This is a genomic window from Psychrobacillus sp. FSL H8-0483 (genome assembly GCF_038637725.1).
Classification (GTDB): Bacteria; Bacillota; Bacilli; order Bacillales_A; family Planococcaceae; genus Psychrobacillus.
This window is the reverse complement of the sequence record NZ_CP152052.1, coordinates 1,398,466-1,418,832: the sequence shown is the minus strand read 5'-3', so window position 1 is coordinate 1,418,832 and position 20,367 is coordinate 1,398,466. Positions and strand designations below refer to the sequence as shown.

At 35.7% G+C, this 20,367-nt stretch carries 25 protein-coding genes; all 25 read right to left on the bottom strand.

Going from position 1 to position 20,367, the window contains the following annotated elements; genetic code table 11:
* Positions 1-31: 31 nt before the first annotated feature.
* The 25 genes from tsf to flgG all read right to left on the bottom strand — a co-directional run bounded on the left by tsf (position 32) and on the right by flgG (position 20,360).
* Positions 32-916: a translation elongation factor Ts gene (gene tsf, locus MHB48_RS06580; RefSeq protein WP_342600712.1), complete on the bottom strand. Its 885-nt coding sequence runs from the start codon at positions 914-916 to the stop codon at positions 32-34.
* Positions 917-1,005: 89 nt separating this feature from the next.
* Positions 1,006-1,725, bottom strand: coding sequence for a 30S ribosomal protein S2 (gene rpsB, locus MHB48_RS06575; protein ID WP_342600711.1), 720 nt, complete (start codon positions 1,723-1,725; stop codon positions 1,006-1,008).
* A gap of 149 nt (positions 1,726-1,874) precedes the next feature.
* Positions 1,875-2,354 (bottom strand): hypothetical protein, encoded by a 480-nt coding sequence (locus MHB48_RS06570; RefSeq protein WP_342600710.1) that lies wholly within the window; start codon positions 2,352-2,354, stop codon positions 1,875-1,877.
* Between the two features lie 8 nt (positions 2,355-2,362).
* The gene (locus MHB48_RS06565) at positions 2,363-2,665 is read right to left on the bottom strand and encodes an RNA polymerase subunit sigma (protein ID WP_342600709.1); all 303 of its coding nucleotides are present in this window, start codon (positions 2,663-2,665) and stop codon (positions 2,363-2,365) included.
* A 19-nt stretch (positions 2,666-2,684) separates the two neighbouring features.
* Positions 2,685-3,458, bottom strand: a complete 774-nt coding sequence (locus MHB48_RS06560) for a FliA/WhiG family RNA polymerase sigma factor (RefSeq protein WP_342600708.1) — start codon at positions 3,456-3,458, stop codon at positions 2,685-2,687.
* 80 nt (positions 3,459-3,538) lie between these two features.
* Positions 3,539-3,832, bottom strand: coding sequence for a hypothetical protein (locus MHB48_RS06555; RefSeq protein WP_342600707.1), 294 nt, complete (start codon positions 3,830-3,832; stop codon positions 3,539-3,541).
* On the bottom strand, positions 3,832-4,329 hold the full coding sequence (locus tag MHB48_RS06550) for a chemotaxis protein CheD (protein WP_342600706.1): 498 nt from the start codon (positions 4,327-4,329) through the stop codon (positions 3,832-3,834). The genes MHB48_RS06555 and MHB48_RS06550 overlap by 1 nt, the downstream gene beginning before the upstream one ends.
* 1 nt (position 4,330) lies before the next feature.
* Positions 4,331-4,960 (bottom strand): chemotaxis protein CheC, encoded by a 630-nt coding sequence (locus MHB48_RS06545; RefSeq protein WP_342600705.1) that lies wholly within the window; start codon positions 4,958-4,960, stop codon positions 4,331-4,333.
* A 3-nt stretch (positions 4,961-4,963) separates the two neighbouring features.
* Positions 4,964-5,419 carry a chemotaxis protein CheW gene (locus tag MHB48_RS06540; RefSeq protein WP_342600704.1) on the bottom strand — a complete coding sequence of 152 codons (456 nt, stop codon included), beginning with the start codon at positions 5,417-5,419 and terminating at the stop codon, positions 4,964-4,966.
* A gap of 33 nt (positions 5,420-5,452) precedes the next feature.
* Positions 5,453-7,510 carry a chemotaxis protein CheA gene (locus tag MHB48_RS06535; protein ID WP_342600703.1) on the bottom strand — a complete coding sequence of 686 codons (2,058 nt, stop codon included), beginning with the start codon at positions 7,508-7,510 and terminating at the stop codon, positions 5,453-5,455.
* A gap of 14 nt (positions 7,511-7,524) precedes the next feature.
* A complete protein-coding gene (locus tag MHB48_RS06530; protein ID WP_342601315.1) occupies positions 7,525-8,607 on the bottom strand; it encodes a chemotaxis response regulator protein-glutamate methylesterase in 1,083 nt (360 codons plus the stop codon).
* 4 nt (positions 8,608-8,611) lie between these two features.
* Complete coding sequence (locus MHB48_RS06525; protein ID WP_342600702.1) at positions 8,612-9,478, bottom strand: MinD/ParA family protein; 867 nt, start codon at positions 9,476-9,478, stop codon at positions 8,612-8,614.
* On the bottom strand, positions 9,462-10,577 hold the full coding sequence (gene flhF, locus MHB48_RS06520; protein ID WP_342600701.1) for a flagellar biosynthesis protein FlhF: 1,116 nt from the start codon (positions 10,575-10,577) through the stop codon (positions 9,462-9,464). Before flhF ends, MHB48_RS06525 begins: the two co-directional genes overlap by 17 nt.
* Positions 10,574-12,607 carry a flagellar biosynthesis protein FlhA gene (flhA, locus tag MHB48_RS06515; RefSeq protein ID WP_342600700.1) on the bottom strand — a complete coding sequence of 678 codons (2,034 nt, stop codon included), beginning with the start codon at positions 12,605-12,607 and terminating at the stop codon, positions 10,574-10,576. The genes flhF and flhA overlap by 4 nt, the downstream gene beginning before the upstream one ends.
* A gap of 24 nt (positions 12,608-12,631) precedes the next feature.
* Entirely contained in the window at positions 12,632-13,717 is a 1,086-nt protein-coding gene (flhB, locus tag MHB48_RS06510; protein WP_342600699.1) for a flagellar biosynthesis protein FlhB, read from the bottom strand.
* Position 13,718: 1 nt separating this feature from the next.
* Positions 13,719-14,495, bottom strand: coding sequence for a flagellar biosynthetic protein FliR (fliR, locus tag MHB48_RS06505; protein ID WP_342600698.1), 777 nt, complete (start codon positions 14,493-14,495; stop codon positions 13,719-13,721).
* A 4-nt stretch (positions 14,496-14,499) separates the two neighbouring features.
* Positions 14,500-14,769 (bottom strand): flagellar biosynthesis protein FliQ, encoded by a 270-nt coding sequence (gene fliQ, locus MHB48_RS06500; RefSeq protein WP_342600697.1) that lies wholly within the window; start codon positions 14,767-14,769, stop codon positions 14,500-14,502.
* A 12-nt stretch (positions 14,770-14,781) separates the two neighbouring features.
* Positions 14,782-15,447, bottom strand: coding sequence for a flagellar type III secretion system pore protein FliP (gene fliP / locus MHB48_RS06495; protein ID WP_342600696.1), 666 nt, complete (start codon positions 15,445-15,447; stop codon positions 14,782-14,784).
* Positions 15,440-16,147, bottom strand: a complete 708-nt coding sequence (locus MHB48_RS06490; protein ID WP_342600695.1) for a flagellar biosynthetic protein FliO — start codon at positions 16,145-16,147, stop codon at positions 15,440-15,442. Before MHB48_RS06490 ends, fliP begins: the two co-directional genes overlap by 8 nt.
* Before the next feature lie 4 nt (positions 16,148-16,151).
* Positions 16,152-16,514: a response regulator gene (locus MHB48_RS06485; protein ID WP_342600694.1), complete on the bottom strand. Its 363-nt coding sequence runs from the start codon at positions 16,512-16,514 to the stop codon at positions 16,152-16,154.
* Between the two features lie 18 nt (positions 16,515-16,532).
* A complete protein-coding gene (fliY, locus tag MHB48_RS06480) occupies positions 16,533-17,699 on the bottom strand; it encodes a flagellar motor switch phosphatase FliY (RefSeq protein WP_342601314.1) in 1,167 nt (388 codons plus the stop codon).
* Positions 17,692-18,690, bottom strand: a complete 999-nt coding sequence (gene fliM / locus MHB48_RS06475) for a flagellar motor switch protein FliM (protein WP_342600693.1) — start codon at positions 18,688-18,690, stop codon at positions 17,692-17,694. Before fliM ends, fliY begins: the two co-directional genes overlap by 8 nt.
* 29 nt (positions 18,691-18,719) lie before the next feature.
* Positions 18,720-19,151, bottom strand: a complete 432-nt coding sequence (fliL, locus tag MHB48_RS06470) for a flagellar basal body-associated protein FliL (protein ID WP_342600692.1) — start codon at positions 19,149-19,151, stop codon at positions 18,720-18,722.
* Positions 19,141-19,362: a flagellar FlbD family protein gene (locus tag MHB48_RS06465; RefSeq protein ID WP_342600691.1), complete on the bottom strand. Its 222-nt coding sequence runs from the start codon at positions 19,360-19,362 to the stop codon at positions 19,141-19,143. The genes fliL and MHB48_RS06465 overlap by 11 nt, the downstream gene beginning before the upstream one ends.
* Positions 19,363-19,427: 65 nt before the next feature.
* A complete protein-coding gene (gene flgG, locus MHB48_RS06460) occupies positions 19,428-20,360 on the bottom strand; it encodes a flagellar basal body rod protein FlgG (RefSeq protein WP_342600690.1) in 933 nt (310 codons plus the stop codon).
* Positions 20,361-20,367: the final 7 nt, after the last annotated feature.

Here is a 20,367-nt window from a genome sequence, read left to right as displayed (position 1 = left end):
GAAGAATACGAATCGTATTCTTCCTATTTTATTAGTTACCTTTAACTTGGCTCATTACTTCTTCAGCAAAGTTATCTTCGCGTTTTTCAATACCTTCACCAACAGCATAGCGAGTGAATGATTTCAAGCTTCCACCAGTAGATTCAACGAATACGCGAACTTTTTGATCTGGATTTTTAACAAAAGATTGGTCAAGTAAGCACACATCTTCGAAATATTTTCCAAGGCGACCTTCTACCATTTTTGCAACGATATTTTCAGGTTTACCTTCGTTTAAAGCTTGTTCCGTTAATATTTTACGCTCATGTTCTACTGCTTCAGCAGATACTTCATCACGAGAGATATAAGCAGGGTTTAATGCTGCAATATGCATTGCAACGTCTTTCGCTGCTTGAGTATCAGTAGTACCTTCAATAACTGTAAGAACACCAATGCGCCCACCCATGTGTAGGTAAGGACCAAATGCATCAGCATCTGTTTTTGTTTCAATTACGAAACGACGAAGTGTTATTTTTTCTCCAATTTTAGCAATTGCATTTGAAATAACGTTTTCTACTGTTAGATCGCCTTCGATTGTTGAAGCTAGTGCCTCTTCTAATGAAGCCGGTTCAGTTGCTAATAAATGAGTAGCAACTTGTTGTACTAATTGTTGGAATGCTTCGTTTTTAGAAACGAAATCTGTTTCTGCATTCATTTCTAATAATACAGCTTTGTTTCCTTCAACTGAAATGAAAGTTGTACCTTCAGCTGCGATACGATCTGCTTTTTTAGCTGCAGAAGAAAGACCTTTTTCACGTAAAAAATCAATCGCTGCTTCTAAATTACCATCTGTTTGAACTAATGCTTTTTTACAATCCATCATACCTGCGCCAGTTTTTTCGCGCAATTCTTTTACCATCTGAGCTGTAACTGCCATTATAAATTCCTCCTAGTACAATTAAGGTCGATTTCTCAAAAAAAGGTGATAAGTGGTTTGGCCGCTTATCACCTGTTACTTACTTGTTCTTACTCAGCAGCAACATCAGCTGGAGCTACTTCGTCTTCACCTTGTCTTGCTTCAAGTAATGCATCCGCCATTTTAGCTGTTAATAATTTAACCGCACGAATTGCATCATCATTTGCAGGAATTACATAGTCGATTTCATCTGGATCACAGTTTGTATCAACGATTCCTACTAATGGAATGTTAAGTTTACGAGCTTCTGCTACAGCAATACGCTCTTTACGAGGGTCAACAACGAACATTACATCCGGAATAGCTTTCATATCGCGGATACCGCCTAAGAATTTAACTAGACGTTCGTGTTCTTTTTTAAGTTGAACAACTTCTTTTTTAGGAAGTACAGAGAAAGTACCGTCTTCTTCCATTTTTTCGATAGCTTTTAGACGAGATACACGTTTTTGAATAGTACCGAAGTTTGTTAAAGTACCACCTAACCAACGTTGGTTGATGTAGTAGTTACCTGAACGCTCAGCTTCGTCTTTAATAGCTTCTTGAGCTTGTTTTTTAGTTCCAACGAAAAGAACTTTCCCACCGTCTTGACCTACTTGACGCATGAAGTCATATGCTTCTTCTAATTTTTTCACCGTTTTTTGAAGATCGATGATGTAGATTCCGTTACGCTCAACAAAAATGAATTTTTTCATTTTTGGATTCCAACGGCGAGTTTGGTGACCGAAGTGTACACCAGCCTCAAGTAATTGTTTCATAGAGATTACTGACATGTTTGTTTCCTCCTGGTTTGGTTTAGTCTTCCGCATTCATCATTTTTCATTAGCTACTCTATTGAAAGAGCACCTGCTAATTCCATCCGAACTGCGTGTGTATTCATACCGTATTGTAATATACCACACATATTTCATTCTTTCAACTATTAATCCTGAAATTTTAAGAAAAGCTCCACTTCCGTTTTACCCAATTGTAACAGTTTCGCAATTTCTTCTATACTTTTCCCTTCGGAATGGTGATAAAATACCTTTTCTTTTATGGTAACAGGAACTTTCTTCTCTGAAGCTTCTGCTGTTTTTAGATAGCTATTTGCTGCAAGTTTTTTCGAAACAAATGATTTAGGAAGCTCAAAGGATGGAGTTTCTACTATGGTTTCTTTTTTCATTTCACTAGTAGTCGCTGCTATGGATACTTCTGTATTTTTTAACTCTTGCAGCAATCGATTGTTTTCGTCTTTCATTTCTGCAATATAAGCGCTAAATGAATCTTCTATCTCTGCTAGCACTTGTTCTTGCTTATTTTCTATATCCTTAAATTTAGTAAACTTTGCATTTAATAATGCTATAAAATAAAAACTGATGATCTGAAGTATAAATAATACTACTAATAATATGGTAGATATCATAGCTGCTCCTATCCACTAAAATCCACAAAATTCCCTTTAAAAGGATGCTTTGTCTCTTTCATTTCTTGTTCTTTTTTTTCTCTTTTTTTCCGCTCTTGTTCTGCTTGCTCTCTTTCACGATCCTCAAGACTAGCTTCCTCAGCACTATTTGATTTTATAACTGTTTCTCTATTCTTTTCTAACTGTTTTTCTGAGGCTGCTTGTGCATTAGATTGATGAATGGAACTTTGTTGTTGGAGCTGATCTGCTACCTTTCCAGCATCGAACGTTTTAGGTATTGCAATTTGAAGTTCAACACCTTTCAAACTCATAGCAATGACCTCCTATAAATTATGTATTTATCATTTCATTCACTAATAGTTTACGAAGCTTAAATAAAGCCTTTGAATGGATTTGCGAAATTCTTGAAGTAGACAAACCAAGCATTTCACCAATTACTGTCAATGTTAACTCTTCAGTATAAAATAAACTTAAAACTAGTTGTTCATTTTCATTCAACATTTGGATTTGACTTGCAAGATCATGGAGTAATTCTTGTTTTACCATCTGTTGTTCAGGGGTTATTTGAGAATCATCTCTTATTACAAACGACTTGCTTTCCAATTCATCATTTTCTTGTATTTGTTCATCCATGGATAGGACGTTCGAAAAGAAGTGTTCTTGGACTGTTTGGTAAACTTCCTCTATTGGTATTTCAATAAAATTAGAAATTTCTTCAGCGGTGGCATGCCTCATTAGTTTTTGTTCTAATTCTTCTATTTTGGAATCTAGTTTTTTCGCTTTCTCACGAGAAGACCTTGGTAACCAATCTTCTTTTCTTAATCCATCTATAATTGCTCCTCTAACTCGGAATGAAGCATACGTATCGAATTTTAAGTCTCGTGAATAATCAAACTTGTTTAACGCATCAAATAAGCCCATCATTCCAAGGCTTTTAAGTTCGTCTCTTGATATATTTTTAGGGATACTTGCACCGATACGTTGAACGTGATAAGTAACAAGGGGAGTATATTTACGTAGAAGTAAATCTCCAGCTTGAGGATCTTTGCTTTCACTCCATTGCTTCCAAAGGAGCTGTTCCTCTGTCGAATTTTGTTTTGCCACAATTATCCTCCTTTCGAATATATCGCATCTATTAATATATTGTAACAAATGGAGAGCCGAAAAACATCGACTCCCCATTTTCATTCATCCTTTAACAGACTTTTTACTATTTCGGCATATTTTTCGGATGTTATTTCTGGCTCTGCTTCAACATCAGGTGAAACTACCGCCATTTCTTGCTCTATGTTTATGGGATTTTCCATAACAAAGCCAATTATTGCCCTTACTATAAATGTTAGTACAAAAAAGATAATTCCCAAGACGCTAGCATTAAATAAAATACTCAACCCTTCCATAAATGGATACGCTGAAAAAAAGTAAATACTAAAAGCGAATAGAGCTACCCAAAAGTTTGAAAGAATTGTCCCAACCATTAAATATCTCTCACTCCTTGGTTCACCGTCCGAATGTTTAGCAGATTAGTAGCGGGGTTAAACTCAATCGTTCTCCCACTATTTCCACCTGTATCTTCTGAAACAATCGGTATGGAATATTTTTTTAAGTACTCCTTTACAGCCTCGACATTTCTTGGACCAATACGCATCGTGTCTCTGCTTGAAGAAAACTGGAACATTTGAGCGCCTCCAGCAATTTTTGCACGTAATTTAAAAGGTTGAACGCCTTCTAATTTTAGTTGTTCTATCATTGCAGGAATTCCTGTATCTGCAAATTTTGCACTATTAATCGTTTCTGTTCTTCCTAGGCTAGAATCTGGCAACATGACATGAATTAACCCTGCTATTTGCGATCGTTCATCAAACAGTACGACCCCAACACATGAACCAAGTCCAGAAGTCCGAATAGTATCCGGAGCCTTTGCAATATTCATATCTGCAATTCCAACTTTCACTACTTGACCTTGTCCAATCATGCTATTGAACTCCTAGTGCATTAAATATAGCTTGAAATGACTCCGGATTTGGCAATAAGAAGAAATGTCCTTTAACACTTTCTACGTTCGGCACGTCCTCCTCATTAAGTGCAGTGTCAATGACAATGACGTAATCGCTAACGTGAGAAACCTCCACTAATCCAAAGCTAATAATAGCTCCAACCATATCAACACTTAAGGCTGGTACTGTTGGATAAATTTTCAACCCCGTAAAATCAGAAAGAGCGGACAAATAGGAACCCGAAAGAATATTTCCTAATTCTTGCATGGCAGAAGCTCCTATTTCAGAAACTTCTCCCACTTGAAAATCAAAACTTTCGTCATGAATTAATCGTTGAATAAATCGATTTGCTTGTTCAACAGGTAATACAAAAAACATACTACCAGTTACATCCCCCTCTATTCGGAGATAAATACCAGCGACAACACTCTCGGGTCCTCCAGCTAAATCCATCATCTCATCGAAAGAAACCATTTCTACTTTAGGGACTTTCATATCAATTTTTTTGTTTAATAATGTCGATAACGCAGTCGCTGCATGCGCTGCACCAATATTACCAATTTCTTTTAGAACATCTAGATGCATCGATGTTATATTCTTTTCATACATCTTTTAAACACCTGACTTTATCGGATTTAACACTAAATTCAAATGAAGTAGTATTAACAAACGACGGTCTATTTTCGCAACACCAGCAATAAAATCTTGTTCTAAACCACCTACAACTTCAGGTTGCGGTTCTATAGAGTCTGAAGGTATATCTAATACATCATTTGCAGAATCCACAATTACGCCAACATTCATATCTTCTAAAGAAATAATAATAATTCTACAAGATTCATTTAATTCACTTTCGCCCAGTCCAAAACGATTTTTCAAGTCAATTATTGGTGTAACTACCCCTCGTAAATTAATAACTCCTTTAACATAAGAAGGTGTTTTAGGCACTCTCGTTATATGAGTAAATTTTTCAATTCCTTGTACATGACTTACAGGAATGACATATTCTTTATCTGCTAATTGAAAAACGACTACTTTTACGTTTTGAACGACTACAGCTTCTGTCATATTGTTTACGCATCCTTCCCAAGAGATAATGTCTTATATAATCAATGCATTGCAATCAACGATTAGTGCTACTCTACCATTTCCTAAAATGGTCGCTCCCGATATCGCAAACACACTATTTAAGTATGTTCCAAGGGATTTCAATACGATTTCTTGTTGACCAATAAAAGAATCAACTACCAATCCTGCTAATTTGTCCCCTTTTCGCACAAGAACAACTGAATGGAATTCTTCTTCTGTACTTTCTCTTGGAACATCAAAAACATCATCTAAAAATACTAGAGGAACTACTTTCCCACGGAAATCAATCACTTTTTGATTGTGCGCATTTAAAATATCCGATGAACGAATAATTGCCGTTTCAATGATTGAAGAAAGTGGAACTGCATAAATTTCTTCTCCAAGTTCAACTAACATAACCGAAATGATAGAAAGTGTTAAAGGTAATTGAATAGAGAATAATGATCCTTTTCCTTCTGTTGAAGAAATATCAATGGATCCTCCAAGAGATTCAATAGTTGTTTTTACAACGTCTAAACCAACGCCTCTCCCAGAAACATCTGAAATGACATCAGCCGTAGAGAACCCCGAAGATAAAATAAGTTCTGCAACTTGTTTATCACTCATGCTAGGAGCAACTTCGGCGCTAACAATTCCTTTTGCTATTGCTTTTTTTAATACTTTTGCGCGGTTTATACCAGCACCATCATCTTCGATTTCGATAAAGACATGATTTCCACTATGAAATGCACGAAGTATAACAGTACCTTCTTCTGGTTTTCCATTCGCTTTCCTAATTTCAGGGCTTTCTACTCCATGATCTAAAGAATTTCGAATAAGGTGAACAAGCGGATCCCCAATCTCATCAATTACTGTACGATCTAATTCCGTCTCTGCACCAATGACTTCAAGTTTAATCTTTTTATTTAAATCTCTTGCTAATTGTCTCACCATACGAGGGAATCGATTGAATACTGTTTCGACCTGCACCATTCGCATATTTAGAATAATATTCTGAAGATCACCGGTAATACGTGACATACGTTCAACAGTTTCATCTAATTCACTATTATGAAGATCCTCCGAAATAGATTGCAGTCGACCTCGATCAATAACTAGTTCCTCAAATAAATTCATCAAAATATCTAATCGTTCAATATTTACACGAATTGTTTTACTACCTTGATTTTGATTCTTAGGGGATGAGGACTTTTCTCCTTCAACCGGTTTTATTTCAGTTGAAGCATTCTTATCCTCGACTACTTCTGAAACATTTGTTTCCACTTGTTTTTTGTCTATTGCTTCCTGTTGACGATTTTTTAACTGTTCAATTGTAACGGAATTCACAAGTACTTCTGTTACTTCAGACACTTTCATTAATTTCTTTTGCACATCTTCTTTTGGCTCTGTCGTAACTATAGCAATGTAGAATATTTCATCAAAATCTTCATCTTCCAATTTCTCAACGGAAGGAGAAGATTTAATAACTTCTCCCATTTTCTCAAGTAATTCAAAAACCATATAGACACGTGCGGCTTTTAACAAGCAATCATCACGTAATTTCACAGAAATTTCATACGTTTGATAATCTTGTTCAGATGATTGCTGAATAACAGTTAATTCATAATCATCGTATGTCAACCAGTTACTGTCAGGCGTAATTTCTACTGAAACATTTTTTTCCAAAGTAGTTGCTGCGACTGGAGCTTCTTCTCCCGTTTCAATTAAGTGTAATTTTTGAACAGTTTCTGCTACGTCTAATTTCCCTGTACCACCTGCAGCGATATCTAAAACCATTTCTTCTAATTGATCTACTGCAATAAAAACAACGTCCAATAAGTCAGGTGTTACATGTAAACGATTGTTTCTTATTTCATCTAACACATTTTCCATTTTATGCGTTAAGTTTGCTATATCTTCGTAGCCCATTGTTGCTGACATACCTTTTAATGTATGCGCTGATCGGAAGACTTCGTTAACAATTGCAATGTTTGCTGGATTTTTTTCTAATTCTAATAAATGTTCATTACAAGCTTGTAAATGTTCCTTGCTCTCTTCTATAAACATCTCTAAATATTGATTCGTATCCATTCATTAACACCCCTTTAAGGCAAGAATTGTATGATAGCATTTGCTATATTTTCTAAGTCTGCTACTTCATCCACTAACTTTGTTTCAACCGCAGCTTTTGGCATTCCGTATACCACACAAGTGTTAGCTGATTCTGCGATTGCCATTACATTGCCATTTTTCTTTAACTTTTGAAGACCTCTAGAGCCATCAGATCCCATTCCAGTCATTATGACAGCTATTTTATCAAAATCATTATAACGACTAGCGTCTTCCAACAAAACATCTATTGCAGGTCTATGTCCCGCTCGAGGTGGCTCTTTATCATCCAGAACAATCGTATAGGTACTCCCTGTTTTTTGCATCCGCATATGAAACCCACCCGGGGCAATATAAGCATGTCCATTCCGTATGATGTCTCCATGTTCTGCTTCTTTTACTTCAATTTTAGATAATTGATTTAATCTCTCCGCTAACGATTTTGTAAATCCTGCTGGCATATGCTGTACGATTAATACAGGTGCTTTCATGTTTTTTGGAAGCTTAGGAACTACTTCCTGAAGTGCTCTAGGACCACCAGTTGATGTACCGATAATAACCATTTTTTTATTATTTTTGCTCCACTTTTGAACCTTTATAGGTACAAGAGCTTTTCTATCTTCTGCTATGGTTGATAGTGTTACAGCAGTTTTTTTCATTTTACTCATGGTTACATTGGCTGCATTTTCTACTTTTTTTACTAGTTCATCTTGAATTTTATGTAAATCTAATGAAATGGTTCCACTTGGCTTTGCAACAAAGTCTATTGCACCATATTCCATTGCTAAAAGGGTACTTTCCGTCCCTTTTAGTGTCGTACTAGAAAGCATGACTACAGCAACTGGTGTTTCGGACATAATTTGTTTTAGAGCATCTAAACCATTCATTTCAGGCATCTCTACATCCAATGTTACAACGTCGGGCTGGAGCACTTTTATTTTTTGAATTGCATCCTTACCATTTCGAGCAATTCCAGCCACTTCTATTACTTTACTATCTATAAAAAAGTCACTTATTAGTTTTCGCATAAAAGCGGAATCATCCACAATTAACAATTTCTTTTTTTGTAATAACTCCATCATTTCACGCCCTTCCTGAAAAGAGACTTTTCAAACGAGAAATGAATTTACTTTGTTTTGAAGTTGGTTCTTCTTCCAGCTTATAATCTGTGAATCTATTTACTATTTGCTTCATTTTTTTTGTTATTTCTGCATTAGGATAGAGAATGGAGAAGGGTACTTGCTCTTTTACTGATTTTCGAACAACCGGATCCTCTGGTAAAGTCCCTAATACGAAAACTTCTTTCGATAAAAATCTAGACATTGCTAATTCTAACCTAGAGGTAGTATCAATACCCTCTTCCTCCGAAAATGCTCGATTACAAAGCAGAAAGAAATTTTTATCCGGATCTTTGTAATAAATATATTTCATCATAGAGTATGCATCTGTTATAGAAGTTGGTTCTGCAGTTGAAATGACAATAATATCATCTACGGAAACCAATAAATCTAATGCCTGGCTTGTGGCACCTGCCCCCATATCAAATACAATATAGTCGTAGTTTTTTTGTAAATATTCAAAGGCTTGTATTAACCTGCTAAACATTTCTTCTGTCCATTCCATGACACCTGACAGGCCAGATCCTCCAGAGATATATTGAAGGTTATTTGGCCCTTCGAACAATACCTCTTCAATCGTTTTTTCCCCTACGAGATAATCTTTCAAGTTGGAGGGAGTAGTTTTACCTAGTAAAATATGAACATTCCCCATACCTATATCCATATCAATTAGAACAACTTTTTTTCCAATTCCACTTAAAGTAGTCGTAAAGTTAGTAGAAAAATTACTTTTACCAACTCCACCTTTTCCACTTACAACCGCAATAGAGCGACCTAACTTGTTTTGGCTTTGGAGCATTCGCATTCTTAATTCTTCAGCTTGGTCTCTCATAACGAATCCCCTTCAAAAGTAAATTGAGCAATTCATTTAGATTAGATTCAACGATATCTTCCGGGACTTCTTGACCATCCGTATAGTAAGCAAGTCCTTTCTTATATTTAACCATTAAATTAATAACGGAGCCAATAGAATTTGTTTCATCAATCTTTGTAAAGATAAATTTTTCAATAGGAAACTCATTAAATTGTTCGATAATTACTTCCATATCTTTTTGCTTAGAAGTAGAAGAAAGCACTAGATATGTCTCCGTATTTCCTTTTAAATCAATAAGTTTTTGTAAATCTTCTACAAACTTTACTTCTTTATAATTTCGTCCTGCAGTATCAATAAACACAATATCCAGTGCTTCAAACTTTTTCATTGCCTCTTGTAAATCTTTCTCGTTATACACAATTTCAATTGGAGCTTGTAGCAACCCAGCATATGTTTTCAGTTGCTCAATTGCAGCAATTCGGTAAGTATCCGTAGTGATAAATCCTACTTTTTTCTTCTTTTCTAACACTGCGCGAGCAGCCATTTTCGCTATGGTCGTCGTTTTTCCTACGCCTGTAGGGCCCAACACATTTATGTATTTCCTAGTATATGAAATACCGCCAAAAGGTAACTTATCCAACTGTGTGGATAAGCATTTTTTAATATATATCATTTGCTCCTCTATACTCAAAGGCTCTTTGCTACTCTTGACATGCACAAAAAGCTCATCACTAACTGTTGTGATAAGCTCTTCTGCTAATTCTTGCTCATGTAAATAATTGATAATAATTTTCATTTCCTCTGGATACATATTACTTGACTGAGGACGTTGGATGGATTTTACCATTTGCTTTAAATCTTCTAATTCTTTCTTAATTTCCACAGAGGCATTTACTGATTGTTCTTTTGAAATAACAGGACTCTCTGTTTGTTTAATTGGGTTATCAAATGTATCCGTTCCAGCTAGTACTTCAATAGACTTCTTTTTAAACAAGCCTAAAAAACCTTTAGAATAAACAACTTTAGAATTTAAGATGACAGCTTCTTCGCCTAATTCTTTTCGTATTAACTTCATTGCTTCAGGCATAGTACTAGCCGTATATTTTTTCATCTTCACTCTACATTCACCACCCCAACGCTTTGTACCTCAATAGAAGATTCTAACTCATTATATGAAAGAATCGGAATTTGAGGGAAATATCTTTCCGTCATCTGTCTTAAATACATTCGAACTGCTGGTGAGCATAAAATAATTGGAGATTGCTCCATTAACGAAGCACGTTCAATTTCTCTCGCCATAGATTCTAAGATTGCTTGTGAATCATTCGGATCAATAGATAAGTAGTTTCCATGCTCCGTTTGTTGAATGCTATCCGCAATTAGCTTTTCTACTTTACCAGAGACCGTTAATACCTTTAATACATGATTATTTCCAGCGTACTGTGAAGTTATTTGTTTCGCTAATGATTGTCTCGTATACTCTGTCAATATATCGACATCTGAAGTCATTTTTGAATAGTCGGCAAGTGTTTCAAATATTATTGGTAAATTACGTATAGAAACATGCTCTTTAAGTAAATTACTTAATACTTTTTGAATTTCACCAACTGTTAATGGAGTTGGGGTCAACTCGTCCACAAGAATTGGATATGTTTCTCTAATATGATCAATCAATTGTTTTGTCTCTTGTCGTCCTAACAACTCATGTGCATTGTTCCGAATAATCTCGGTCATATGTGTCGAAACAACACTAGGGGGATCTACTACTGTATACCCCAGTATCTCGGCTTCTTCTTTTACTGATTCTGTAATCCATTTTGCAGGTAGTCCGAATGAAGGCTCGATGGTATCAATTCCTTCAATGGAATCGTCATCTCCAGGACTCATCGCTAAATAATGATCCAGTAATAATTCGCCTCTTGCCATTTCATTTCCTTTAATTTTAAGACGATATTCGTTTGGTTGAAGCTGAATGTTATCACGTATACGAACAACAGGGATAACAATACCGAGTTCTAATGCAAGTTGTCTTCGAATCATGACAACTCGATCAAGTAAGTCTCCACCTTGTGCCGCATCTACTAAAGGAATAAGCCCATATCCAAATTCAAATTCGATAGGGTCCACATTTAATAGGTTAATAACATTTTCAGGGCTTTTCATATTATCAGTAGTAATTTCTTCTTCAAATTCTTCTAACTCTGCTGGGTCTTCTTTTCTCGCCTTACTCATCATATAAGCCCCAACGATAAGTACAATGGATATAGGGAATGTTAATAGTGGTCCAATAGGAGTAACCACTCCGAGAAGAGCAATGGATGCAGCTGCAACGTAAAGCAGTTTAGGCTGATTAAATAATTGATCCGTAATGTCTCCGCCAAGATTCCCTTTAGATGCGGCTCTTGTAACAACAATCCCAGTTGCTGTAGAGATTAATAATGCTGGAATTTGAGATACAAGACCGTCTCCTACAGTTAATGTAGAAAAAAGAACCGCTGCTTCCTGAAAAGGAAGCCCAAATTGTACAACACCAATGATAATACCAAATAAAAGGTTAATAATAACAATTATTATTCCAGCAATGGCATCCCCTTTTACGAATTTTGTTGCACCATCCATCGCCCCATAAAAGTCTGCTTCTCCACTAACTTTTTCTCTCCGCTCTCTTGCTTCTTTTTCAGAAATCATTCCTGCATTTAAATCTGCATCTATACTCATTTGTTTACCTGGCATCGCATCCAGTGTAAAACGTGCTGCTACTTCAGATACACGCTCTGCCCCTTTAGTAATAACGATGAATTGAATAATTACTAAAATAGCAAACACTACTAAACCAACTAACATATTTCCACCAGTAACAAAGGTACCAAAAGTTTCGACTACTTTACCAGCATCTCCTTCAGATAAAATAGCTCTCGTTGTAGAGACATTCAGTGCAAGTCTAAATAAAGTTACAAGTAATAAAAGAGTTGGAAAGACTGAAAACTGTAAAGCCTCTTGCATATTCATAGCGGTCATTAAAATCAATAACGCTATTGTAATATTAACGATAATCAGAAAACTCAATAACCAGTGTGGAAGAGGTATTACTAGCATAGCCACAATTGAAATTACAGCTGCTAATACGGATATATCACGGACTTGCATATACTTCCACCTCAATCTTTACCTTTAAATTTTTTGTTTAATTCGGTATACATAAGCAAGTACTTCTGCAACTGCTTTAAAAAATTCATCCGGAATTTTTTGACCAATTTCTACCTGGTCATACATTGCTCGAGCAAGCTGCCGATTCTCTACCATAACCACATCGTTTTCTTTTGCAATTAACTTGATCTTCTGTGCAACAAAATCAGCACCCTTTGCGACAACTGTTGGAGCATCCATCGATTCATCGTCGTATTTTAAAGCTATCGCAAAATGGGTCGGGTTTGTAATAACTACATCTGCGGTAGGAATCTCTTGCATCATTCGACGCATTGCCATCTCTCTTTGTCGTTGTCTTATACGCGACTTAATTATTGGATCACCGTCAGAATTTTTATGTTCATCTTTAATGTCTTGCTTGGACATTTTCAGATTTTTTTCATAGTCAAAACGCTGATAAAAGAAATCTAGTATAGATATAAATAGCAAAACACAGGATGCAGCTATTCCCATCATGCCTGTTAGCCATCCAACGGTTGAAAGTGTATCCCATGCTGTTTTAAAAGATAAAGAAAGTACTTGTTCGAGATTTATCCATAATATAAACGTTGTGACTGACCCAATAAACGAAATCTTTAATATGGATTTCAACAGTTCAACTATTGCTTTAAGTGAAAAAATTCGTTTTAATCCTTTGATTGGATCAATTTTCTTCAGGTCAAACTTTAATGGTTCTGTTGTAAACAATAAGCCAAACTGAAAGAAGTTAGCTGCTATTGCAGCTAACACAGCTACAAGCATAATTGGTAATAAAATGACTGCCATTTCCATCAGTGAATCCTTATATATTTCGATAGCAGTCTCAATGGTTAATGTTTCAATTAGCATATATTTTGTAAATGTGACACTAAAAAACGAAAATATTTCTGTTCGTAAAAACCCAGAAAAGAAAAATAAGAATAAAAAAACAGAAAGTAACACAATTGCACTTGTCACATCTTGGCTTTTTAATACTTGTCCTTTTTTGCGCGAATCTTCTCTTTTTTTAGGAGTTGCTTTTTCCGTTTTTTCTCCAGCGAAAAACTGTAAGTCCAATCGGAGCATGAACATATTAGCCACCACCTAAAATTATCATTAAATCACGCATACTAATTACCATAATTTCAAACATTTTTTGAACAACTTTCATTAATACACCCATCATAACAAGTAGTACTAAAAAGCTGACAGCTATCTTTATTGGAAATCCGATGACGAAAATATTTAGTTGTGGTACAGTTCTCGCCGTTATGCCTAGCGCAATATCAACGAGAAAGAGCGTAGCTACAACTGGTATGGACATTTGAAACGCAACTGCAAATACGCCTGCAAATGTCTTCATAATAAACTCGACAAAGTTTTCTTGTCCAAATGGAGGCCAGGATAAATCCATTGGTATAAATTGATAGCTATAAAAAATTCCATCCAACAATAAATGATGGCCATTTAAGGCTAGTAATAAAAGAAGTGCTAATGTATTTAGAAATTGTCCAATTAATGGACTTTGTGCTCCTGTTTGTGGATCAATCACATTGGCAATTGCAAAACCCATCTGAAAGTCTATAAAACCTCCGGCAATTTGGATGGCAGACATAATAATGTAAGCAAGCAATCCAATAAATAATCCGATAATGACTTCTTTGATTATTAATAATATGTAATCCCCATTCACCTCAAATGCTTCAACATCGAGTGTATAATACATCATCCATGAAAGAACGACAGCAAATGCAATACGGTGAGAGGCTGGAATCGTCCGATGCGAAAATAGCGGCAACGTAACGAAAAATGCAGAAACCCTTGCTATGATAAGTAATAAGACAGTTAAATTAGGTAAAATTTCATCCATCGAATTAACCAATGTATCTTATTAAATTCTCAAAGATATCAGCAGCATAAGATGTCACTTGAGATAACATCCAAGGTCCAAAAAAAACAATGGCTACTAGAACCGCAACTATTTTTGGCACAAAAGCAAGCGTTTGTTCTTGGATTTGTGTGGTAGCTTGAAAAATACTTACGGCAAGACCGGTAATTAAAGCAACTAAAAGAAGAGGACCTGATGCAAGAAGAATGACCCAAATTGCTCTTTCTGCAATGGAAATTACCATTTCATTACTCAATACAATCAGCTCCTAAAAACTTTGTAAGATGGATTTCATCACTAAGTACCATCCATCTACTAATACAAATAATAAAATTTTAAATGGTAATGATATCATTACGGGTGGTAACATCATCATCCCCATCGACATTAGTACACTGGCTACAATCATATCGATTACTAAAAATGGGATGAATATCATAAACCCAATTTGAAATGCCGTTTTGATTTCACTAAGGGCAAAAGCAGGGACCATGACTGTTAAAGGAATATCTTCAATTGTTTCGGGTCTCTCTGCTTCTGCATAACGTAAAAATAGTTCTAAATCCTTTTGCCTTGTATGCTTACTCATAAACTCTTTAAAAGGCCCACTAGCATTTTCATATGCTTGTTCTAAAGTAATCTCTTCATTAAATAACGGGGTTAAAGCATCTTCATTTACTTGTTGCAACGTTGGTGCCATGATGAAAAACGTTAAAAATAATGCTAGTCCCACAATTACTTGGTTCGGCGGCATCTGCTGTGTAGCAAGTGCCGTTCGAACAAAGGAAAGAATAATGACGATTCTTGCAAAAGATGTCATTAATATTAAAATACTAGGTGCTAAAGATAAAACCGTCAGCAAAAGCATTAACTTAATAGACGTGGCGACATTGGACGGATCACTGTCCGAGAAGAATTGGACAAAATCATTCATTTTTTTCGCGCTCCTTTGTCTTCCAATCCTCTAATACTTCACTACGGTCTTTCTTAATTTCTTGTAGTCTCTTTTGAAACGTTTCGTTAAATGAAGGAGCTTTTTTTTCATTACTCTTCGCTTTAGAGGAGACATTTTCTTTTAATCGATTGTATATTTCCGAGATATACGGAACGGTTTTACCGTTATCTAGCTTATTTTCGTATATTTTTGTCAGTTTTTCTATTTCCTCTGGATCTGTTATTTCCTTTAATAAAGTAATATCTTCTCCAATACCGACCAAATACAGAGTATTACCTACTTGCATTAATTGTATAGATTTACCTTGTCCAACTCCAGCTCCGCCTAGGTTTTGAATAAGCTGATTATGTTGGAAAGATCTATTTCTACTATTAACAAATCGCAATAACCCATAAAGTAAAAATATGACAAATAGTAAAGCAAAAACCATTTTAATATAGTCCCAGGCGTTTAACGACACTCCACTTTTGTCAGTAGATGTTTTTATTTCTTTTTCTTTTTCTTTTTCTTTTTCTGTATTTATTACAGGCTCACGTTCATTATCTGTTTCGGTCTTTGATCTCTCTAAATATTCTGCAATACTTTCATTTGGATCTACTGAGGCTTTCGCATCCATCTGAAACGGGAGAAATAAAAGAATAGAAATGATACAAATAACGAGGGTATATTTCCTCAACATTCTATTACCCGATTGCTTTGGAAATTGCTTCAATTACTCGGTCAGCTTGGAAAGGTTTCACGATAAAATCTTTTGCTCCCGCTTGAATAGCATCAATAACCATTGCTTGTTGACCCATCGCTGAACACATAATAATGGTAGCATCTGGATTTTTAGATTTAATTTCTTTTAGTGCAGCAATTCCGTCCATTTCAGGCATTGTAATATCCATTGTTACAAGGTCGGGCTTTAACTCTGCATATTTTTCAACTGCTTGTAAACCGTCTGCAGCTTCCCCTACTACTTCAAAACCATTTTTCGTTAAAATATCTTTAATCATCATTCTCATGAATGCTGCATCGTCAACTATTAAAATTCTCTTCGACATAATATGTCTCCTCCATTGCTATCTTAAATTATGAATTCGTTCTGCTTGGCTTAAAATATCTGTTATTCGAACACCGAAGTTCTCATCAATAACAACAACTTCACCTTTTGCAATATGTCTGTTATTTACGAGAATATCAACTGGCTCTCCAGCTAATTTATCAAGTTCAATAATAGAACCACTCGTTAATTCTAAAACTTCTTTTACAGTTCTTTTTGTACGGCCTAATTCTACTGTTACTTGAAGCGGAATATCTAAAAGTAAATTTAGATTTCTAGATTCATTTTGTGATAGACTAGGTGCTTCAAAACTAGCAAACTGTGCTTGTTGTACTTCTACTTGTGGTGCTACCTGACGCGGTTGACTAAACTGCATTTGTGATTGCGTAACTTGTTCCTGCAATTGTTGCGTATGTGCTACTGGAGTTTGAACGGGAGCAGGAGTAGATTGCACCCTTTCTTCCATTATCGTCGCAGCAACTTCTAATTCTTCCTCTTCACCCATTAGTGATTTTACGAGTTTCAAACCAAAATCCAGTGGCAGCAATTGCATAATATTCGAGTCTATTAATTCACCAACTCTTAGACGGAATGAAATTTTAATAAGTAATTCTTCGTTCGGAATAGCATCTGTACCTTCATCTGCTGACAAATTCATTAAATCAATAGAAGGAGGAGAAATATCCACTTTTTTATTAAATACAGTTGACATGGACGTCGCTGCAGAACCCATCATCTGATTCATTGCTTCTTGCACTGCACTTAACTGAATTTCGCTAAGATCTGGATTGGGATTCGTTCCATCTCCACCAAGCATTAAATCTGCAATAATCGCAGCATCTGACTGTTTAATGACAAGCAAATTCATACCTATTAGGCCAGCAGTATATTGAACTTGTATAGCAACATATGGATGTGGAAATTCTTCTTTTAACTTACTACGATTAATCATACCAATATTAGGAGTTGTAATATCGACTTTCTGACCTAAAAGAGCAGATAGAGCAGTTGCAGAGCTTCCGAATGAAATATTTCCTATTTCCCCAAGTGTATCCTGGGCAAAAGCATCTAAATAATCCTCCACATTAATTTCTTCTACTAAATTACTCTTACTTTTTTCCTCTTCTATAGAAGTTCCTCTAAGGAGGGCCTCAATTTCTTCTTGAGAGAGCATATCATCACTCATCATCATCCTCTCCTCCTTTCAAAGTTTCCATGACTTGAACAGCCATTCGTTTTTTTAGTTTTCCTGGTTGGGCTTTAAATTTAGGGATGCTTCCTACTTTAATTGTTAGCGAGTCATCTATTTTCGTATTCAACTGAATAACATCTCCTAATTGTAAATACAATAAATCTTCTATAGAAATATCGGTTGAACCGAGTTCCGCTACTACTGGAATTTCCGCTGATTTTACTCGTCTTTCCAACACTTGTAGTTGTTCTGGTGATACTTCTTTTTTATTTGTTTGCATCCAATAGCGTACCGATAAGTTCGGTACAATTGGCTCCAAAACAACATGAGGGATACAAATATTAATCATTCCACTCGTTTCACCAATAATTGTATTAAATGAAATTACAACAACCGTTTCATTTGGAGAGATCATTTGTAAAAATTGTGGATTCACTTCCAGCTCCGTTAAAATTGGATCAATATCCGCAATATTAACCCAAGCTTCTCGAAGATTATCAAACGAACGTTCAAATAAATTCATCATTATCTTTGTTTCTATTTCTGTTAAACTACTTACCTTTGCAGGGGGTTGTCCTTTACCACCCATTAATAAATCTAACATAGAATAAGCAATGTTTGGGTTAATTTCCATCAAAATATTCCCCTCTAATGGAGGAACTTCAAACACATTGATAAGAGTCATGTGTGGTACCGAACGAATAAATTCTTCAAAAGGTATTTGGTCCACTGAAACTACTGAAATTTGTACGTACGTTCTTAATTGGGCAGAAAAAAATGTTGTTAATAAACGAGCAAAGTTTTCATGAATCCGCGTTAGACTACGAATTTGGTCCTTCGAGAACCGAAGAGCACGTTTAAAGTCGTACACTCTAACTTTTCTGGACTCCTGTTCACCTTTCATCTCATCTGCGGTCATTTCACCTGTGGAAAGCGCACTTAACAACGCATCTATTTCTGATTGAGATAAAATATCTCCTGCCAATCTGCCCACCTCCATTCAAAAGAATTACTTTACTGAATAATCGAAGAAGTTATATATACTTGTTGAACTTCACCATCGTCCATTAACTCATTGATTTTTGTTTTTAACGATGATTCAAACATTACTTTTCCTTGCTTTCCTTCTAAATCCTCAGGAGTCATTTCAGAAAGCTCCGTTATGATAATATTTTTCACTTGAAAATCACGTTTCGTTAGTTCCTCTGCTGCTTCTGGGCTATCCGTTTGCACTTTCATAGCAATGCGAATAAATTTATTCCCTGCAAGATTCGTAGTTATTTCTCCTATATCAATGGAAGATTCTACAATTTCGTCAATTGTTGGTTCTGTACTCTCTTCCCCTTTATTTAACTGAAAAACAATGAGCAATGCGATAACACCTATTAAAGTGATGGAAACTAAAATAATTAGCATAATAGTTAATAATTTATTTTTATTCTGCATCTTGATCACCTCTTATATGGGGATTCGATAATATATGTATTTCATTGTAAAATTGAGAGATTTTTAAAGCCACATCTTCTCTTGATTCCAACGCAACATATTTATGACCGTTTGTGAGTGTTATCGTTGTATCTGGAAAAGATTCAACCGTCTCTATGTATAGAGCATTTAACAAAAACTCTTTACCATTTAATCGTGTTAATTTAATCATTTTAAAGGGCCGGGCACTATAGGAACGGCCCAACCCTCCCTTACAATTATATTTAAATTAGTAAATTATCGTTTTAGATTTACAAGCTCTTCTAAAATTTGGTCAGATGTTGTAATAATACGAGTGTTTGCCTGGAATCCACGTTGCGCTACAATCATATCTGTAAATTCTTCAGATAGATCGACGTTAGACATTTCTAGGAAGCCAGAGTTGACTGACCCCATACCTTGTTCAGTACCAACCGAATAAAATGGCGTACCTGAGTTAGGAGATTCTTGATAATAGTTTGAACCAGCTTTTTGAAGCCCCGCAGCATTCGCAAACTTAGCCATTACTAACTGACCTGCATAACGTAACTCACCAGTTGAATCAACAAATGTCACTGTACCATTTTGAGATATAGACATACTTTGAGCATTAGTTGGTATTCTGATCGGAGATTCAATCTCAGACCCAGATGCAGATGGTAAAACCCCATCAGGTGTCGTCGTTAATGAAACAACATCTTGCGCTAGTTCATAATCCGTATCAGCACTTGTTAAATCTTGTGCAGCTGGATCCGAGAATCCATAAACATATTTACCATCTGAATTCACCAAATAACCATTTGAATCCATATAAAAATTACCTGCGCGAGTATATGATGGATTAGAAAATGCAGTTGGTGGATTTGCATCTCCGTCCGCAACTATAAAGAACCCATCTCCAGAAACCGCTAAATCTAATGTATTATTTGTTGTTTGCAAAGATCCACCTGAATGAATGGTATCAATAGCAGATAATTGGGCACCTAGTCCAATTTGCTTTGCGTTAACTCCTCCTCGTGTTTGAGAAGCTGCAGATGCACCCGCAGTTGTTTGTGAAATCAAATCTTTAAATACGGTACGACCTTTTTTAAAGCCATATGTATTTACGTTTGCAATGTTATTACCAATAACATCTAGTTTTGTTTGGAAGTTTTTTAAGCCTGAAATACCTGAGTACATTGAGCGAATCATTTATTTT

What these genes read in the sequence shown, in the direction of transcription:
- fliY (WP_342601314.1), bottom strand. Translation starts at nt 17,699, where the DNA reads ATGAGTGATGATATGCTCTCTCAAGAAGAAATTGAGGCCCTCCTTAGA.
- MHB48_RS06535 (WP_342600703.1), bottom strand. Translation starts at nt 7,510, where the DNA reads ATGGATACGAATCAATATTTAGAGATGTTTATAGAAGAGAGCAAGGAA.
- fliR (WP_342600698.1), bottom strand. Translation starts at nt 14,495, where the DNA reads ATGGATGAAATTTTACCTAATTTAACTGTCTTATTACTTATCATAGCA.
- MHB48_RS06555 (WP_342600707.1), bottom strand. Translation starts at nt 3,832, where the DNA reads ATGGTTGGGACAATTCTTTCAAACTTTTGGGTAGCTCTATTCGCTTTT.
- MHB48_RS06550 (WP_342600706.1), bottom strand. Translation starts at nt 4,329, where the DNA reads ATGATTGGACAAGGTCAAGTAGTGAAAGTTGGAATTGCAGATATGAAT.
- MHB48_RS06465 (WP_342600691.1), bottom strand. Translation starts at nt 19,362, where the DNA reads ATGATTAAATTAACACGATTAAATGGTAAAGAGTTTTTGTTAAATGCT.
- MHB48_RS06485 (WP_342600694.1), bottom strand. Translation starts at nt 16,514, where the DNA reads ATGTCGAAGAGAATTTTAATAGTTGACGATGCAGCATTCATGAGAATG.
- MHB48_RS06540 (WP_342600704.1), bottom strand. Translation starts at nt 5,419, where the DNA reads ATGACAGAAGCTGTAGTCGTTCAAAACGTAAAAGTAGTCGTTTTTCAA.
- flhA (WP_342600700.1), bottom strand. Translation starts at nt 12,607, where the DNA reads ATGCAAGTCCGTGATATATCCGTATTAGCAGCTGTAATTTCAATTGTG.
- fliP (WP_342600696.1), bottom strand. Translation starts at nt 15,447, where the DNA reads ATGAATGATTTTGTCCAATTCTTCTCGGACAGTGATCCGTCCAATGTC.
- flgG (WP_342600690.1), bottom strand. Translation starts at nt 20,360, where the DNA reads ATGATTCGCTCAATGTACTCAGGTATTTCAGGCTTAAAAAACTTCCAA.
- rpsB (WP_342600711.1), bottom strand. Translation starts at nt 1,725, where the DNA reads ATGTCAGTAATCTCTATGAAACAATTACTTGAGGCTGGTGTACACTTC.
- MHB48_RS06490 (WP_342600695.1), bottom strand. Translation starts at nt 16,147, where the DNA reads ATGTTGAGGAAATATACCCTCGTTATTTGTATCATTTCTATTCTTTTA.
- MHB48_RS06565 (WP_342600709.1), bottom strand. Translation starts at nt 2,665, where the DNA reads ATGAGTTTGAAAGGTGTTGAACTTCAAATTGCAATACCTAAAACGTTC.
- flhB (WP_342600699.1), bottom strand. Translation starts at nt 13,717, where the DNA reads ATGTTCATGCTCCGATTGGACTTACAGTTTTTCGCTGGAGAAAAAACG.
- MHB48_RS06545 (WP_342600705.1), bottom strand. Translation starts at nt 4,960, where the DNA reads ATGTATGAAAAGAATATAACATCGATGCATCTAGATGTTCTAAAAGAA.
- fliL (WP_342600692.1), bottom strand. Translation starts at nt 19,151, where the DNA reads ATGCAGAATAAAAATAAATTATTAACTATTATGCTAATTATTTTAGTT.
- tsf (WP_342600712.1), bottom strand. Translation starts at nt 916, where the DNA reads ATGGCAGTTACAGCTCAGATGGTAAAAGAATTGCGCGAAAAAACTGGC.
- MHB48_RS06530 (WP_342601315.1), bottom strand. Translation starts at nt 8,607, where the DNA reads ATGGAGTTATTACAAAAAAAGAAATTGTTAATTGTGGATGATTCCGCT.
- MHB48_RS06525 (WP_342600702.1), bottom strand. Translation starts at nt 9,478, where the DNA reads ATGAGAGACCAAGCTGAAGAATTAAGAATGCGAATGCTCCAAAGCCAA.
- MHB48_RS06570 (WP_342600710.1), bottom strand. Translation starts at nt 2,354, where the DNA reads ATGATATCTACCATATTATTAGTAGTATTATTTATACTTCAGATCATC.